Here is a 17684-nt window from a genome sequence, read left to right as displayed (position 1 = left end):
CTGTCCCCATCGGATGGATTATTAGTTAGAATAATAGCCAATCCAATAAAATAGAGGATATACCTTGAAATGACTGAATACTTTTCTTCCTTTTTTTTCCATGTCTTATACAGAATCAGGAAAAACAAGAGGTAGTATAAAAATAAAAATTCTACTCGAGTGTAAACAAGGAGAAAACACAAGAGAATGGTTAAGTGATAATATTTAGAACGAAACGAAATAAACAACCATATCAACAATATACTTGATAACAATGTAATAAAAGGCCAGAGATCTGAAATGAATCGACTAGAAAACAAGAGGACTAAAAAGGAAATGATGAAAATTAATTCCTTCTTGGAACGAGCTGCAAATAGAAACCTATCCCTACTAACAAATACAAGTCTATTATTCAAGGAAAATCATTCCGCAAACCATTGCTAACGGGCCCTTTCAACGTGCAGAATCAAAAGCCCTCACTTTCAGAACACCTTAAGTGCTAAGAGGAATGTCCTACTTCCTCCCCCCCATTTCGCGAACAATCGATTATTAGATGTAGATTTAAATTGTAAAAAAGTGAAGTTATACTAGAAAAGAAAAAGATTTAACCCGCAATCCTGCGCAGTGACCCATTGGGAACGAGCAGGCGACATTCGCGGAGCAAGCTCTGCTTGCCTAGCGAATAGTCGCGGACATTAGCTGGCACACACAACGCGCCCACAAATAAAAAAAGCGCTCACTTTCGTGAACGCTTTCTAAATGATTATTAGTGCTAACCCGGCAATGTCCTACTCTCCCATTGAGCGAACCCAATAGTACCATCGGCGATGAGAAGCTTGACTTCCGTGTTCGGAATGGGAACGGGTATTGCCTTCTCTCCATAATCACCAGGAGTAATTACCAAATGTACGGAGGAGTCTCATAAGTCAAACACTAATATAAGAAAAGGTTGCGTTTTTTTGGCAAACTGAAACTTTTTCTTTATGTCTGAAGTGACCGAACCCTTGGTAAAAACTGCAAATTTTTCGGTGATGGGTCTTCGGATCCGAACTTCCAATGCACCGGGTGAGGCAGACATTCAAATTCCGAAGGTCTACTCCAAGTTTTATAAAGAAGACATCCCCAAACAAATGGAGTTTTTAAGAAAGTTTGATCCACTTTTTGCTTTGTATTTCAATTATGCATCCGATGAAACAGGTGCTTACGATTTTTTGTTAGGTTATGCTGTAGATCCGAAAACGATACCACTCCAGGGAATGGAAGTGGTGCATGTTGAACCACAAAACGGTCGTTATTTCCAAATTCAACCGGGAGCACCAGAGGAAGTCGTCCCTAAATTTTGGGCAGAAATTTGGAATCATCCAGAAATTCCAAAAATCAGAACTTACCAAATGGATTGGGAAGAATACTCGGAAGCTGGGATTCGAGTGTTCTTATCAACTAAATAGATTTTTTTTACGGAACACTCAAGTTCGTTTCATTTTCAATCTCAGATACATCCTCAGTTCTTTGTGTTTCTATCGGTGTTGATGTTTCAATAACGAGATCACGCCAATCATTGACCACCCAAACCCAAATCCCAACAAATAGAGATGTTGCCACCCACAAACCAATTGTAGAACCAGGTATCAAAAGAAAATCAACAACCCCATGTTGTATCACCGCTAAAACAAATCCAAAAACAATGTACAATCGTTTATTTGCAAATTCCAATTTTGTATTACTCTTTAGGAGGAAAAGTGCGAAACAAAGATTGATGAGCAAATGGATATTTGAGGAATGGATGGTTCGGGCAAAAAAGAGATCCAATTTTTTTTCATCCGGTTCTCTAGCAATATAATGAGTGTTCTCAATAAAAGAAAACCCCATTGCTACAAAAGATCCAAACAAAACTACATTGGGAGAAAAGGTTTTTGTTTTTTTATCATAACCCAAAACAAAAGACAAAATCATAATAAAAAATATTTTAAAAGTCTCTTCCGTAATCCCAGCTTGAATGAAAGCTAAGTGAGCCGTTTGTGTGAGCATACTTACTTTTTTCTTTGGAGTGAAGTCGGCATCAGGCCAAAGAATGGGATGTAGTCTTAAAATGAGATCCGTCGACAACCAACCAAAAAACAAAGCTAACAAAATTCCTAAAACTTCCTGCCATCCTTTTTTAGGTTTATAAGCTTTCCAAATGACAACAGCCCAAGGAAGTACAGTCAAAGACCCAACAAAATAATCAAAAACTCCAATTTCTTTCATTCTGATAACTCTTCCATATAACGGCCATCAAACAAATTGATCATTTCTTTTTGGAGTTGTGTAGGAACAAATTCGGGATCAATCGGCCCATTCCAAAATAGTTCCGTCACACGGATGTCGTTTTTGGTTCCTGGCGGAGGCATGAGTGGACCCAAACTTTCTACAAGTTGCAAGGTACGAAGATCTTGGTCTGGATAATCTGATGCTTCCACAAGTTCTACATCAATCACGTCCCCATCTTGAGTAATGGTATACGCAACTACTGAGGAATATGGATGAGGTGCTTTTGCCCAATAGTCCATATAACTTTCAGGGATTCGCATTTTTGCAGAGATATAATTAGAGTAAGTTGGTGGGACTTTTTTCCCTCGGATCTTTTTGATATAACCTTTTACAGGGCCATTGTCCGCTACTTTTTCGTTAGAAATCTTCTCCCCTTTTTCTTTATTTTCTGTTTCGTTACCAGTAACAATACCACCATTCAGACCTTTTGTATCATCAGGAACATTGGGATCGATAAAATAGAATTCCATTTTTTCAGGACGGAAGTGATCATTCTTTTGTGATGTTTGTTCTTTCTTTTTACCACGTTGAATCGTAATCGGAATCAGAAAAACAAGAGAAATCAAAATCAAATGAAACAGTAAAGAAAGTGGTAAAACGTTTCGGAATCCTTTACGTAACCCAGGTTTGAAAAAAGGTTCCGATTCACCAACCTTATCTTCCTTCACACCTAAGTTTTCCAAACTAAATGATTTTTCTAATAGATAAGAAGAATAAATATAAATCCCAACTAATGCCAAAACAGAAAATACCGCATATGCGATGTTCTGTGATGAAATAAAAAAATCTTTATCAGGAACTCCGGGTTTCAATCCAAATCCTGCGAGGAATTGAATTCCGAAAATAGGACTTACAAAAGAAAAAACCCAAACAGCAGAAAATAAAAACAACAACAAAGTTAAAAATAAAATGGGGAACCCGCGCCAATATTCATAAACATAAATATGTCCAAAACCAGGGAGGATCCGGTCTCGAAATTTTGCCTTTTCTTTAACGATGAGTTCTAATCGAAAAGGAAATCGAGATTTGGAAACCACTGCGGCCTTCCATCTTTCTCGAATGCGAATTCCTTCCATATAACGCAAATAAGGTATCGCAAGAATTGACGGAATTTTGTTTCGATTGAAACTAAAAAGTAAAATACAAAGGGAAATCGAATAGTTAAATACAAATTGGTAAACATCCGCAAGTGGTGCTAACGGAGAAAGTGATTTATTGGGACGTAATTTGTCGGAGATGTATTCGAATCCAAAGTTGAGAAGGAGTGCCAGGAAAAGAACAAACAAAAGAGTATCAAACTTTGAATCACGAATCCGCATATCCGTGCGGATGGTTCCTTGCGGATGTTCTGATTGTAATTTTTTCGTCCGAACCAATTCTCTTTTTTGATTGCGACCCCTACTGTGAAGGTAGTTCACAAACAACAAAACAAAACAAATGAGTAAAAATACGATCTTTAGCTGAAAACTTCTGGATTCCTTTGCAAGGAATTCATTGATCACCGCTTCCCATTCCAATCCTGACCGGTGTAAGAGTTCGATGGGATAAAAAATAATCCAAGTTAGGATGTATACTGCTATGACCGCTAAGGCACGAAGTCTTAGCCGAAATTCACTCGGGAATGCAAATAGGACACCAAAGGCCAAAAATGGGCCGAGGGAAAACAAAGGGGACATCCAAAGTAAGAAGGTTAAGGATTTTTTAGCCCAGGGAGAGAGTAGTTTAGAATTTGCCGAATCCATTCTTTAGTCTTATCTCAAGGAAAATACTTTGAATTTTCATGGAAAACAAAAAATTTGGCGGATATGGCACAGCCGAAAGAGAAAGAAGAGCAGTCGCTCAAACCCATAGTTGCAGTCTCCAAAAGAAGGGGATTTGTTTTCCCAGGATCCGAAATTTACGGAGGCCTTTCCAATACATTTGACTATGGCCCGAACGGAATTGAAGTATTAAACAATCTAAAACGACTTTGGTGGGAATACTTTGTTCACAGACGGGACGATGTTTTGGGGCTCGATTCCTCCATCCTCCTCCACCCACGCGTTTGGGAAGCTTCTGGCCATATTTCCAACTTCAATGATCCTCTGATGGATTGCAAAAAATGTAAAACTCGCGTGCGGGTGGACAAATTTTTGGAAGATAAGGAAGGCGAAGGTGCTGCCACGGGAAAAAGTTTAGAAGAACTGACAAATACCATCAGAGACAAGGGATACGCCTGCCCCACTTGTGGAACTGCGGGAAGTTTTACCGATGCTCGCCAGTTCAATTTGATGTTCAAAACATCGCACGGTGCCTCAGAAGAAGGAGCCACAGACATCTACCTTCGTCCAGAAACCGCACAAGGGATTTTTATTAATTTTAAAAATGTAACCCAAATCGCGCGGAAAAAAGTTCCGTTTGGAATCGCACAAATTGGAAAGTCTTTTCGAAACGAAATCATGGCTCGCCAGTTTATCTTTCGTACTCGTGAATTCGAACAAATGGAAATGGAATTTTTCTGCGAACCAGGGACTCAAAAAGAATGGTTCAAGTATTGGGTGGACTACTGCATGGATTGGCTTGTGAATGTGGTAGGACTTAAAAAAGAAAACCTACGCGTGAGAGAACACGAAAAAGAAGAACTTTCTTTTTATAGTGATTCCACAAGTGATATCGAATACAAATATCCATTTGGTTGGGGTGAACTTTGGGGTGTGGCTTCGAGAACCGATTATGACCTCACCCAACATGAAAAATTTTCTTCAGAAGATTTGATGTATCATGATTTGGATAATAAGAAAAAATACCTTCCTTATGTTGTAGAACCTGCACTCGGTCTCAACCGACTCTTCCTTGCCGTGCTTTGTGATGCTTACGAAGAAGAGAAGTTGGAAAAGGATGAAATTCGCACTGTCCTTCGTTTTGGAAAACGTGTGAGCCCAATGAAAGTGGCTATTTTCCCTCTGATGAAAAAAGATGGACTCGATGCCAAAGCCAAAGAAATTTATGCGGACCTTCGCAACCATTGGTATGTAGATTACGATGATAGTGGTGCCATTGGAAAAAGGTATCGTCGCCACGATGAAATAGGAACTCCTTTCTGCATCACAGTGGATTATGATACCATGAGTGATGGAACCGTCACCATCCGAGAAAGAGATTCGATGAAACAAGAAAGAATCCCACTTACGGAAATCAAATCTTACCTCATTAACAGAATGGTGTAGGTGCTAAGAGACTTAAACGAATCTGATAGAAACCAAACCATCGAACTCGTAAATCAGTTTTACCGAAAAGTAAACGAACTCGAGTTAGATGGTTTATTCCGCATCCGTCCCCGCGCTGCTACAAAATTTACTGATATCTATTTCAAACTCATTGGCACCGGAAAAGTGTATATGCGTGGGGTTTTTGTAGATTCAGAACTTGTGTCCTTATTGATTGGACGAGTGGAAGAAAAACCCCATCTCGAAGAAGAAAGAAGCCTATTTATCGATCTTGCCGTCACCAAACTCGGGAAAAAGAAAAAAGGATATATGTCTGAACTTTTGAAAGATGTAGATCTTTGGTGCATAGAAAAATCCATTCCCACAATCGAACTTCGGGCTATCTTGCAAAACGAAGAAGCAGTAAAGTTCTGGGACAATTCTAAGTTCGAAAGGTTTTACATTCGTTACCGCAAACGTGTGCAATAAATATTTATATTTGGCCCTTACCCAAATCCCAAAGACCCACTTGTAGATTTGTGTTTAAACCAAGAGATGCAAAAGAATGAATCTCACCAACTTCCTGAACTTCCCCCACCACCAAAACTGCCACCGCCACCTCCTGACGAAGAACTAGAGGAACTGCTAGAGCCAGAAGAAGAATAGGAAGAAGAACTCGAACTACTGCCAGATGAATACGATGAATCAGAACCACTTCTGGATTCATTGGCAATGATATAAAGAAAATGAAGGATCAGTAAGGAAACGTAGGATAATAGAAAAGTAAAAACAAATCTATTTGCAGAGTATCCCAAAAAACTATGGATGGAAAAACCCAAAGTCCATACAAAAGAAATCAGAAGATATTTGAGAAATCTATATTTCCAAGAATCCACTTCGATTGCTTTTGCTAAAATATAACCACCAACAAAACAATGGAACCATTGAAACCAAATTACCATCGTTTCTATATTCTTTGTTTGAGTAGATTCCGTGGGTGTTTGCCAATAAAAACTAAGTCCCGATACAAGAGAAAGCCAAAGGACTAAGGCTATAAAGTAATGTACGGGTTTGAAACTAAAGGATCGAAATCCCAAACCATAAATGGTAAATAAAATCAGGCCTTGGTAAAAAACTATATATACCAATGGTTTCCCTTCCCCAAAAGAGAGAATGGAAAATCCAAAACTTAAAAATGAAAGGATATGCAAAAACAATCCTTTAGAACTCATCCCCCAACCTTTGGCAATTTGATTAAATTTTTCTTTGATGACATCATCTAAAGTAATCTTAAATGCTAACAAAATAAAACCAAGGCATCCAATGACCCAAGACAAAGCTTCTCCATTTATCTTGAAGGTAAAATGTAAAAAGGGAATCCAAAATGCGATAGAAAGAAAGGAATATAAATAAGAGAGCGGAGACCAAATACCATAAAGTAGATACAAATTCCCGACTACAATCGCTAAGCAAAAAAGATAAAACAAAGCATCGGGGAAAAAATAACAAAGACCAGAAAAAACAAGAAACCCATACAATACTTCCAACCACTTCTTCCCTTTAAAGGTATCGTTTTCCTTTAACACATAATAAATGATCCCGGTAAGGAGTAAAATCCCGAGTGTATAAGCAAAATTTTTTGGAGTAGAATCGTTTGACAATGCCGTCCCTATCCCATTGGGATAATCGGTTGATAAGGCAGGATTACTCTCTTTGTCTCCATAAAGAATTGTTTCGATGGCACCGACACCTGCCACGAGTCCAATCGCCATTTCTCCTTTTTTAAATTCAGGAATCATCACATTACGTATGATTCGATTGGACAAAACATCGGTTAATGTTTCCTCTAAACCATAACCTACTTCAATGCGAACTTTGCGATCTCCCGTAGAAAGTAAAACCAACACTCCGTTGTCCTTATCCTTTTGTCCCAACTTAGATTTTTCTGCTACAGCGACCGAATAGGATTCTAGATTTTCACCTTCTAAACTGGGAATGACATAAACATACATTTGAGCCGATGTTTTTGTTTCCATACGGGAAAGTATGTTTATGATTTGGTTTTGGTTTTCCAGAGACAAAATCCCCACTTCATCAGTGAGATGATCTGTTAAGATCCTTACATCCCTTGCCAATATAGTTTGAGTGAACGATGAAAAGAGGAGAGAATAAAAGATTCCAATGAAGATCCAATTCTTATGGGTCAATTTCATGCGAAAGAAATTACGAACCTTACGAATCTTTGGCAAGAAGAGTTTTTAAGAGAGAAAACTTATAACTAAAGATGTTCAATTAAAACGAGAAACTGGTCTTTTTTTTGAATTCGCTTCAAAAATATTCTTGCCCCAAATGAGGCAAATTGACACAGTTTTATCTTAGAAAATTCAGAGGTGAAATATATATGATTCGTAAAGGTCTTTTAGCCATTCTTATAACATTTGCGTTTACAGCTCCCGTTCTCGCTAGTTCCGGTTCTTCTTCTAAGCCACTCGCAGGCACTTATCCTATCATCCTTTCTCATGGTCTATTCGGCTGGGGCGAAAACTCCGGTGGAATCATCAGCATCGTAAACTACTGGGGTGGAACAGATGATTACCTCAGAAGCCAAGGCGCAACCGTATTTGCTCCTGGTAAAACTGCTGCCAACTCCAACGAAGTGCGTGCTGCGGAACTAAAAGCAGCCATTCTTACATATTCGGCTGCTACAAACTACACTGGAAAATTCCACATTCTCGGTCACTCTCAAGGTGGACTCGATAGCCGTTACGCAGTTTCTAACCTAGGACTTTCTGGTCGTACAGCAACTCTTACCACTCTTAACACTCCTCACTACGGATCACCAATTGCAGACATCGTAAAAAATGTTCTTCCAAGTTGGATCCAACCGTTCGTAGCAAGTATCGTAGAAACTCTTGTAAAAATTGTTTATGGTGGTGCTAGCCAACAAAATGCACTCGCAGCATTAGCTTCTTTAAGTAAAGACGGACTCACTGCTTTTAACGGATACACTCCAAACAAATCAGGTGTGAAGTATTTCTCTTATGGATCTTCTATCACGATCCCTGACCTCATCCAACACCCACTTATGGGAATCCTTCACCCTGCTTGTGGGGCTGGTGGACTTTTCCAAGGACAAGGATTCACTAACGATGGACTCGTTCCGCTTTCTTCACAAAAATGGGGAACTTGGAAAGGTGGACCTTCTTATGGAATCTTCACTACAGGGATTGACCACTTACAAGTATCTAACACTCTCCGCTCAGGAAGTCTTTGGTATGACGTAGAAGGTTTCTACTTGAATATGGCTTCCAACATGAAGTCGAACCAGTAATTCACGTCCGAAATTTTTTAAGAAAACCCAAGCGGATGCTTGGGTTTTTTTGTTTCCAGAAGTACAATCCCATCCTTTACTACGATACCATCTCCCATGAATGTTAAAAATTTACGTTATTTAAGTTATGCCATTGGAGCCCTACTCCTAATCTTTATCGTTTATCGAATCTTCAGTCCAGGCGAATTAGAAACTAATGCTGATGAAAATCCAAATGACAAAGCGGAATCATACTTTCGCACGCAAAGTGATGGTTTTTCTGTGGATCCATTTTACTTAGAGTCGGCAAAAACTATTTTTTCAGCCGATGGACAGTTCCTTCGCTTTGATGAAATCCTAGCACGTGCCAAATCCGGTGAGTTGAATTTAGTTTCAGAACTTTGGAACCTACGCCGCCAATGCCCGGAAGGCAGCACCCGTGAACAATGCCATGAATACATCAAAGCCTTTCTCCAAAATGAATACGGCGGGGAAGAGGCAAAACGACTCGTCGCCATGCTTTCTAATTATTTAAAATACGAAGAAGCTATGGTGAATCTTGATCCGTCAAGTAAGTCCTATACCAACCAAGAAAGATACGAACAAATCAAACAACTTCGTCGGAAGTATTTTGCTAAAGAAGATGCAGAACTCATTTTCGGTTTAGAAGAAGCAACTGCTGACTTTAGTTTTAATCGGAAAAATTTCTTAGATGAAACAAAGAACGTCAAGGCAGATGAAAGGATTCGTTTGTATGAAGACTATCGCAAAAAATCTTTTGGAACCTACTACAATGCAGTAGCCGCAAGAGAGCCGATGTATGATAAGTTTGAAAACGAAATGGATTTAAGACAGATTGAACTTTCAAAGTTATCTGGTTCGGAAAGAGAAACGAAAGAAAAAGAAGTTCGGATTCGTTACTTTGGTAAAGATGGAAACGATCGGATGGAAAAGGTTCTAAAAGAGATGAAGGAAGAAGAAGAAAAAATTTCCAAACTCCAAGTGGAAGAAAAAAATCTCTTAAAAAACTATCCCAATCTTTCTGAATCAGAACGTGAAAAAAAGTTAATGGATCTTAGAATTCAAACCTTAGGAAGTAAGGAATTAGCAGAGGAATATTCAAGAAGAATGGAATATGAGAAAACACTCAAAAATTCCGCAAATTAAATATCCCCTTCTTTTACTTTTTCCAGTCGCAATTTTATTTGCTCTGGCGTTAGAACCCTTCGGATTTGCTTCCGCAGGGTTTCTTTGTATTTTTCTACTTTTGTATTTCACCAAACAACTTACCCTCAAGGCTAGTTGGAAACAAACTATCTATGCTACTTTTTTGTTTTCGTTCCTTGTGACATTGACAAGTTTCCATTGGATTTGGACTGCGATTCGTAATATTTCCGGCCAAGGATTTTTTGTTTCTATAATTCTCTTTTTGATTTATGCACTCGTATCTTTCTATAAAGTAGGAATTGTTTTTTTTGGATCTCTTTTTCTAACAAAACAAAAGACAATCAAAGATTCTCATTTTTTTTTATTTGTCCTTCCCTCGTTATTTTTAATTTCCGATTGGATTTGCCCCATGGTTTTTCCTGTGTATTGGGGAGATTTGTTTCGAAACAATATCTTCTGGCGACAGATGGCAAGGTTTGGAACTGAGGTTTTAGGATTTGTTTCTATTTTCTCGGCAGCTCTTCTATATTTGATGCTTTTAAAGTCGGATAGAGGGATCAGACATTATTTTTCTTATTTGATTCCTATTTTTTGTTTTTTCCTGCTCAATTTATATTTCCTAGCAGAAACCATACCCCAGGGCCCGACCATCCACCTCGCACTCATCCAACCAAATACTCCCTATGCGAAAAGAGAAATTCAAGAAGACCAAGTTTGGATGACTAGAACCATCCAATCCGTTTATGATATTGGCCTGGAAGCCATTCGTAATGCATCTAAACCAATCGATTTACTCGTGTTACCAGAATCTGCCATCCCTTTCCTAGGGACTATTGACTCCAAAGATCCGCATTCAACGTATAGCAAAAGTTTTGTGGACGTTACAACAAGTTTAGTCAGAACGAGTAATACCCCTCTTGTTTTTAATGAACTTGTTTGGGAGGAAGGATCCAGAAACTCTCTCACAGTTCTCCACCAGGTCTCTCTTGTTTCCGAAAGACGATACAAACAAATTTTATTACCCTTTGGAGAGTATTTACCAGGCGAAAACCAAATTCCATGGCTTCGGAAAATTTTTCCTGAGTCTAGCAATCACATTCCAGGAAAACTAACAGAGGCTTTAACTTTTCAAACAAAAATTGGAGAGACGGTAACATTCAGTCCTTTGATTTGTTATGAAGTTTTGTACCCTGATTTGGTTCGAGCGGTTGTCAAACATTCCCCTTCGGAATTTATTCTCAACCTTACCAATGATTCCTGGTTTGAAAGCCAAACGGAAACCAAACAACATGCAGGAGCCGGAAGGCTTCGTTCCATCGAATCAGGTAGACCCGTTGTCCGCGTTGCAGTCACAGGCATCACCACTGCTTTTGACCCATGGGGAAGAGAGATAATGGGAGAATTACAAACATTCCAAAAAGCCATTGGATATTTAGATCTTCCCACTGTTGAGAAAGACAGAACCACTCCTTATATCCAATTCGGCCCAGGACCATGGCGATTCATGGCCGTTTTGCTTTTATTTTTGGTTTTTTTCCGCAAGTCTACGTCTGATAGTACGATAAAATGAAAAATGAAATTGAAATTTAGGTGAGGAAAGAAAGGCTATTCGAATATGGAATGGGAAAAAATACTTCGCGATGCGGTGAAAGAAAACTCTATTAAGGAATTGTATCTCAGAAAGGTACCTTCTTTAAAAACCTGCGAAGATTGGAATAAGGTCGTAGAAGTGGGAATGGTAGACCACAAAACGAAATATGCTTATTACAAAGGTGGGCTTGTTAAATACGGCGAAAGATTGTTCTTTGTGACACAAGAACGTTTGGATGCAGTCTCTCCGTTTCGCAAATGGGATTTTAAAAACAAAATTAAAATCACCGATCCAGAACTTACTGTCGGCGAAAAAAAATAACCAAAATAACGTCTGTTCTAGGCAGCTGGATAAAAAAAAAAGACCAACGAAAGTTGGTCTTTTTTTGTTTAGAGGGCAATTTTAAAAATCTATCGATTGAGTCGTATGATCATATTGAGTTTCTCAGCAATCGTGATCACTTCCATCACTTTGGACTTCTCAATGATGATCCCCGTTGGGCTTACTTCTTCCAATACAAACTTTTTACCTTTGATTTGGCCGAGGAGTAATTCCATTACCTGGGAATCTTTGGTTCTAAGGAGGACAGAATCTTCTGTAATGGTTACGATTGGAAGGTTGTTACCCCAATCATCCAATAAGAACAGTAAATTCTGCGCTAGTTCTGCTTTGGAAGATTCTCTTAAGAAATGGATAAAGGTTTCTTTATCGTAACCAAGAAGGATCCCCAATTGGAAACTATCTTTAGTGAGTAAAAAAGTATAAACTCTATCATAATCTTTCAATTCACAAAAAGCTTTTAATAAATGGATTCCATTCAAAGACACTCGATCAGGGAAAGCAATGATCGAGAAGTCTGGGTTGATGGTAATTCCACCCTTTTCCGTTACTGTAACAAGTGCTTCGTGATTGAAGTAATGGGCGCCGAGTTCAGAAAGGCTTAGATTTCGTTGTGGATATTCCACCTCAATCAACCCAAACAGTTGTAAATAGAAAATGGCAGAGATGATTTCTTTACGTAAGTCAGCCAAATCTTCTTCATAAGTTTTGATTTGGAAGGTTGGTGAAAAAACCAAATGATCACGAATGATATGTGAAAAGATGACCGATGTGTTGATCTTTCCATGTGCCATAATGAGTTTTACAGTTTTGTCCAAAATTCCCTTTTCGTAGAACGGAACTTCGGTGGCAGTAAATACTTCTGCAGGATTCAGGCGGCGTGTTCTTGCTTCATTCACTTCATGAATGACAAGTTTCATAATTTCAAAGATATCTTTTTTTAGAAACTCATCTGTTTCTTGAATCAGAATTACGTTCTCACCTTTGATATCCACATATCCTAAAAGTTTTAGAATAGGAAGGATGAGTTCGATTTGATAAACTTGGCTTTTCTCAGGGAAAATTTCTATATCGGGAGATAAAAGTTCTGTTTCCGTTCTTTTGTGATCTGCCTGTTTGATTTTTCCTGATTTTGCAAGGTTCAAACCTTTACGTGAAATATAAGAAATGAGTTTTTTTACGTTTAAGAAAAAATCGAGTCCATTGGCAGAAATTTTTTCCTGACGAACTCGAGTTCCCTTTTTTACCGGAGGTAAAATAGGAGAAAACTGTAAATGATCCAAAATTTCTTTTGGAATGACAATCACCCGAATGAATTTATCTTCTACGTAGTATAAATCACGAACAAGATAAAGAGATGTTAGGTGAGGGATAGTTTGTTCAAATCTACCACGATTGACTGTGATATAGTTACGAATGGTATCCGCTTCTATCACACCACCGTGAATGTAAATCTGATGGAGTACATCTTTATCAAAATCAGAAAGTTCTTCGATCAATTTTTGAAGAAACTCTGGTGCTAGTGCGTTCTTTAAGAATGTTTCAATCTGTTCGCCTTTTTTGGCACCAACAGCTTCTTTCCATTCTTCAGGAAGTTCAGCAAGTGTGGCTTTGTGCAAAGCCTTCTCAGTGGAGAATTTGAATTTTTCTCCCTTAGGATTTGTTTCTACTTTGATGAGTCTTAAGTATTCATCATAAGCATGGTATTTATCTAAATTGTTAGTAAGACGTTCGCGATTTTTTCTTTGGTATAAAAGATAATATTTTCTAAGAACGTTCAGTTCCATTTCCACGTTGATTGGAGGAATGTTTACCTTTCTAGAAATTTCACCAAGGGTCATCACCCCTTTATTCTTCAATATGGAGGTCAGAATGTTGACTTGTAGGGGTGTGAACTTTTCCAGAACCCCTTTTAGGTAAAATTCATTCTGGAAAATCTCCATAAGACCCAAAATAGTCGATTTTTTGTCCTTTCCCGGGATCTTTTGGATGTTCCAAAGGCTGGCGATTTTTTTGATCTCGTTCAGATCGAGTTTCTCTAACTCTTGGTACAGGACAGTTTCTTGGCTCATGGGTGTGATTTGATAAGTTTTTGTTTGAGACCTAATCCTGCAACTCTATTTCAATTGCAGGAGCGAAGGGGATTTTCTCGTTTCCAATCCCGATTTAGGTCTCAAATTAGGGCGTATGGATTCCCTTTCTGAACTAGTTTCTTTTGGTTGGCAATCAAGCCTTCGAGTCGCCCATTCCAGTTTTGTCTTCACTTCCAAGGCAATTGGGATTCTCGCCCAGCTGGCGAAGGGAGAACCAAACCACAGAGAAATTGCCATCACCTTAAGAGACGCGTTTTCCAACCTGGGAGCCACATACATCAAACTCGGACAGTTCATTGCCAGTGCTCCTTCCCTCTTCCCCAAGGAATATGTAGAGGAAATGCAAGCTTGTTTGGACTCGGTTCGACCAGTAGCTTACAGAGACATTCGATCCTCCGTAGAACGCGAATTGGGTGGGAAACTAGAAACTTTGTTTCATAGTTTTGAGGAAACTCCCTTAGCTTCGGCATCCATTGCCCAAGTCCACGCGGCAGTCACAAAAGAAGGTCTAGATGTGGTTGTCAAAGTCCAAAGGCCTGATGTCCACCTAACTTTAAAAACTGACATGCAGATTTTGGGAATCCTTACCAAAATTTTGGCCTTCATTGCTCCTGAATTTAAAAAATCAGGACTTACGGCTATGTTTGAAGAATTTCAAATTTCAATCTTACAAGAAATCGATTTTATACAAGAAGCCAAGAATATAGAAGAGTTTGAAAATTATTTATTACGTGTGAAGGAATCGAGAGCGCGCGTTCCTAGAGTTTATCATACCCTTTCATCCAAAAAAGTTTTAACTATGGAAAGATTCTATGGTGTTCCCATCACTGATGAAGCCGGTCTTCGCAAATTCACAAACAATCCTAGAAAGGTTCTAAGTGATGCTCTTGAAATTTGGTTTTCATCTCTATCCAACCAAGGTTTTTTTCATGCAGATGTACATGCAGGAAATTTAATGATTCTAAAAGATGGAACCATTGGTTTTATCGATTTTGGAATTGTAGGAAGAATCTCTCCTAGAATTTGGAAAGGATTAATGTTATTTACCCAAGGGATTGGTATTGGTGAATCTACATTAGTTGCACAAGGGCTTGTAGAAATGGATTCAACCGATAGTGGAGTCAATCCAAGCGTATTAGCCAAAGAATTAGATTCCGTATTTAATGAATTAGAATCGGTGTATGTGCATTTGACCGACAATGAGATGTTTGACGAATCTAGGCTCAATCGAATCATGTATGACATGAAGGAAATTGCCGAAAAAAATGGATTAAAAATTCCACGAGAATTTGCCCTCCTCATGAAACAGATGTTATACTTTGATAGATATGTTAAATCAATTGCTCCAGAAATCAACTTATTCCGCGACACACAAAAGTTTGCTATTTCATAAACAATATAAATGACTATACAAGATTTAAAAATTGGGGAAGTAGCAGAAATTGTTTCCTTAGATTCCAAAAAACTCCCAAAACCAATGTTAACTGAATTATTGGAACTTGGTTTTTTCCCTGGAGCCGAAATCACTTTAAAAGATAAGTCCTTACTTCTAGGGAAGATGGTTTGTATTTTGAGTGGAACCACTATTGCTTTACGAATCGCAGACGGAAAAGCGATTCAAATCAAAATAAAACAAACATGAAAAATAAAAAAATTTATTTAGTTGGAAATCCCAATTGTGGAAAATCAACACTCTTCAATCAACTTACAGGCCTCAAACAAAAAACAGGAAACTTTAGTGGAGTCACCGTAGAAAAAAGAGAAGGAACTCTTAGTTTGGATGGTTCCGATTTTGTAATCACTGACTTACCGGGAACATACGGCCTTGGAGGAGTTGCCGAAGACAAAAAAATTGCTTACGAAGTATTATTAACAAGAGAACCAGAAGAACAAGTCATTTATGTTTTAGATGCATTGAATTTAGAGAGAGGACTTCAGTTTTTACTTCAAATCATCGATATGGGAGTCCCCACTATTGTGGTTCTCACAATGAAAGATGTACTCGAAAAAAAAAGAATCCAATTGGATTTAGAAAAACTAAAAAAGCAGATAGGGTTACCATTCCTACTTGTGAATGCAAAATCAGGCGATGGAATCGATACTCTAAAAGAAATTTTAAAAAATCCAAACAACTTTCAAAAACATTCAAGACTTTGGAATTGGGGAACCAAGGAAGAAACCTTTCTTAAAACGGCGAAACAAAAACTGGGAATCAATTCCAACGAAGCAGAATTCTTTTTATCCCAATCTTTAAAATACATCAACAAAGACCCACATTTAAACGAAGAACGTTACTTTTTTAAGTTCCCAGAAGAAACAAGAAATTGGTTAAGATCCGAGATCGAAAACAAAGGATATTCTTTTTATTACCAAGAAGAAATGATCTACCGATCCTTCTTTATCAAAAAAGTTTTGGCAGAAGTGATTACTTATCCAAAATCCATTCCAGGAAGCCTAGAAGAAAAATTGGATCTGGTTTTATTACATCCAATCCTAGGTTTTGTTTGTTTTTTTCTTTTAATGGGACTTCTTTTCCAAAGCCTATTTAGTTTTGCAGAAATCCCTATGGATCTTATTGAACTTGGAATCGCCAACTTACAATCATTTGCCGAGGCCTTTGTCGAGGAAGGCCTTCTCAGATCTCTGATAACGGAAGGAATCATTGGCGGTGTCGGAAGTGTTATCGTTTTTATACCTCAGATTGCCCTTTTATTTCTATTCATTGGAATTTTGGAAGAATCTGGATATTTAGCACGTGCTAGTTTTTTAATGGACCGAGTGATGGGGAAATTTGGACTCTCGGGAAAATCATTTATCCCTCTACTTTCTTCTGCTGCTTGTGCCGTTCCCGCAATCCTCGGAACCAGAACCATAGAAAACAAATCCGATCGTTTTACAACGATTATGGTTTCACCTCTTGTGATGTGCTCTGCAAGATATCCCGTTTATATTTTGATAGTGGGAACCGTATTTAGTTTTCCTCCTGTTTTCGGAATTTTTAATATCCAAGGTTTCGTTTTGTTTTCTATGTTTTTTCTTGGGATGATTGCCAGCTTTGGATTTGCCTTTATCTTTCGTAAAACAGTATTTAAAGAAGATTCTTCTTACTTTGTGATGGAACTCCCCAGATACAATCTTCCCTCTTTAAAAAGTTTGTTTCATACTGTTTACGGAAAGGTAAAATCATTTTTATCCACTGCGGGCCAAGTCATTTTATACATTTCAGTTCTTCTTTGGTTTCTCAGTCATTTCCCTGCTGAATATAAAAATAACGAATGGGAAACTAGTCCCATTGAAACTTCCTATATCGGAACCATAGGAAAGGTTATGGAACCTGCCATCGAACCTCTTGGTTTTGATTGGAAAATTGGAATTTCAATTTTAACTTCTTTTGCCGCACGTGAAGTAATGGTTTCCACCTTAGCTGTGCTATATGGTTCAGAGGAAAACGAAGAAGGTGAATCGTTACGTTCCACACTACGCACGGAAAAAAGGGCCGATGGATCGCTTGTTTGGACCCCCCTTTCCGGTGTATCACTTCTGGTATTTTTTGCCTTTGCCAGTCAGTGTATGTCAACCCTGGCTGTAACCAAAAAAGAAACGGGAACCATCTTTTGGCCTATCGTTCAGTTTTTATATATGACAATCCTTGCTATTACTTCTTCCTTTCTAATATTTCAATTGGGAAAGATTTTAGGATTTGTTTAAAC

General features: G+C 38.3%; 14 protein-coding genes and 1 rRNA gene. 10 read left to right on the top strand and 5 right to left on the bottom strand.

Annotated elements, in window-relative coordinates; all coding sequences use genetic code 11:
• Positions 1-754: 754 nt before the first annotated feature.
• A 5S ribosomal RNA gene (gene rrf / locus EHQ70_RS12570) occupies positions 755-871 on the bottom strand.
• A gap of 91 nt (positions 872-962) precedes the next feature.
• Here rrf and EHQ70_RS12565 point away from each other — a divergent pair.
• On the top strand, positions 963-1427 hold the full coding sequence (locus tag EHQ70_RS12565) for a GyrI-like domain-containing protein (protein WP_135586902.1): 465 nt from the start codon (positions 963-965) through the stop codon (positions 1425-1427).
• 7 nt (positions 1428-1434) lie between these two features.
• Here EHQ70_RS12565 and EHQ70_RS12560 read toward each other — a convergent pair whose 3' ends face one another.
• Both EHQ70_RS12560 and EHQ70_RS12555 read right to left on the bottom strand, forming a co-directional pair.
• On the bottom strand, positions 1435-2226 hold the full coding sequence (locus tag EHQ70_RS12560) for a PrsW family glutamic-type intramembrane protease (protein ID WP_135586900.1): 792 nt from the start codon (positions 2224-2226) through the stop codon (positions 1435-1437).
• Positions 2223-4031, bottom strand: a complete 1809-nt coding sequence (locus tag EHQ70_RS12555) for an energy transducer TonB family protein (protein ID WP_135586898.1) — start codon at positions 4029-4031, stop codon at positions 2223-2225. The genes EHQ70_RS12560 and EHQ70_RS12555 overlap by 4 nt, the downstream gene beginning before the upstream one ends.
• Before the next feature lie 63 nt (positions 4032-4094).
• Here EHQ70_RS12555 and EHQ70_RS12550 point away from each other — a divergent pair, with 63 nt between their 5' ends.
• Together EHQ70_RS12550 and EHQ70_RS12545 are read left to right on the top strand one after the other, a co-directional pair.
• Positions 4095-5495 carry a glycine--tRNA ligase gene (locus EHQ70_RS12550; RefSeq protein WP_167481713.1) on the top strand — a complete coding sequence of 467 codons (1401 nt, stop codon included), beginning with the start codon at positions 4095-4097 and terminating at the stop codon, positions 5493-5495.
• Complete coding sequence (locus EHQ70_RS12545; protein WP_135586894.1) at positions 5496-5963, top strand: GNAT family N-acetyltransferase; 468 nt, start codon at positions 5496-5498, stop codon at positions 5961-5963.
• An 83-nt stretch (positions 5964-6046) separates the two neighbouring features.
• Here EHQ70_RS12545 and EHQ70_RS12540 read toward each other — a convergent pair whose 3' ends face one another.
• A complete protein-coding gene (locus EHQ70_RS12540; protein WP_135586892.1) occupies positions 6047-7687 on the bottom strand; it encodes a TPM domain-containing protein in 1641 nt (546 codons plus the stop codon).
• A 191-nt stretch (positions 7688-7878) separates the two neighbouring features.
• Here EHQ70_RS12540 and EHQ70_RS12535 point away from each other — a divergent pair, with 191 nt between their 5' ends.
• The 4 genes from EHQ70_RS12535 (at position 7879) to EHQ70_RS12520 (ending at position 11863) form a co-directional block, all read left to right on the top strand.
• Positions 7879-8805 carry an esterase/lipase family protein gene (locus EHQ70_RS12535; RefSeq protein ID WP_425270039.1) on the top strand — a complete coding sequence of 309 codons (927 nt, stop codon included), beginning with the start codon at positions 7879-7881 and terminating at the stop codon, positions 8803-8805.
• A gap of 96 nt (positions 8806-8901) precedes the next feature.
• A complete protein-coding gene (locus EHQ70_RS12530; RefSeq protein WP_135586888.1) occupies positions 8902-9951 on the top strand; it encodes a lipase secretion chaperone in 1050 nt (349 codons plus the stop codon).
• Positions 9920-11521, top strand: a complete 1602-nt coding sequence (gene lnt / locus EHQ70_RS12525) for an apolipoprotein N-acyltransferase (RefSeq protein WP_135586886.1) — start codon at positions 9920-9922, stop codon at positions 11519-11521. The genes EHQ70_RS12530 and lnt overlap by 32 nt, the downstream gene beginning before the upstream one ends.
• A 45-nt stretch (positions 11522-11566) precedes the next feature.
• The gene (locus tag EHQ70_RS12520) at positions 11567-11863 is read left to right on the top strand and encodes a hypothetical protein (protein ID WP_135586884.1); all 297 of its coding nucleotides are present in this window, start codon (positions 11567-11569) and stop codon (positions 11861-11863) included.
• Between the two features lie 89 nt (positions 11864-11952).
• On the opposite strand, the gene EHQ70_RS12515 is transcribed toward EHQ70_RS12520, so the two are convergent.
• Entirely contained in the window at positions 11953-13953 is a 2001-nt protein-coding gene (locus tag EHQ70_RS12515) for a helicase (protein WP_135586882.1), read from the bottom strand.
• Between the two features lie 115 nt (positions 13954-14068).
• Here EHQ70_RS12515 and EHQ70_RS12510 point away from each other — a divergent pair, with 115 nt between their 5' ends.
• From EHQ70_RS12510 to feoB, 3 genes are read left to right on the top strand one after another with little or no spacing between them, the layout of a single operon-like run.
• Positions 14069-15367, top strand: a complete 1299-nt coding sequence (locus EHQ70_RS12510) for an ABC1 kinase family protein (protein ID WP_135586880.1) — start codon at positions 14069-14071, stop codon at positions 15365-15367.
• 9 nt (positions 15368-15376) lie between these two features.
• Positions 15377-15616: a FeoA family protein gene (locus EHQ70_RS12505; RefSeq protein WP_135586878.1), complete on the top strand. Its 240-nt coding sequence runs from the start codon at positions 15377-15379 to the stop codon at positions 15614-15616.
• Positions 15613-17682 (top strand): ferrous iron transport protein B, encoded by a 2070-nt coding sequence (gene feoB / locus EHQ70_RS12500; protein ID WP_135586876.1) that lies wholly within the window; start codon positions 15613-15615, stop codon positions 17680-17682. Before EHQ70_RS12505 ends, feoB begins: the two co-directional genes overlap by 4 nt.
• The last annotated feature ends 2 nt before the right edge of the window (positions 17683-17684 follow it).

The sequence above is a fragment of the Leptospira congkakensis genome, assembly GCF_004770265.1.
GTDB lineage: Bacteria > Spirochaetota > Leptospiria > Leptospirales > Leptospiraceae > Leptospira_A > Leptospira_A congkakensis.
Note: the sequence above shows the minus strand (reverse complement) of the source record. Positions and strands in the feature narration are given on the sequence as shown.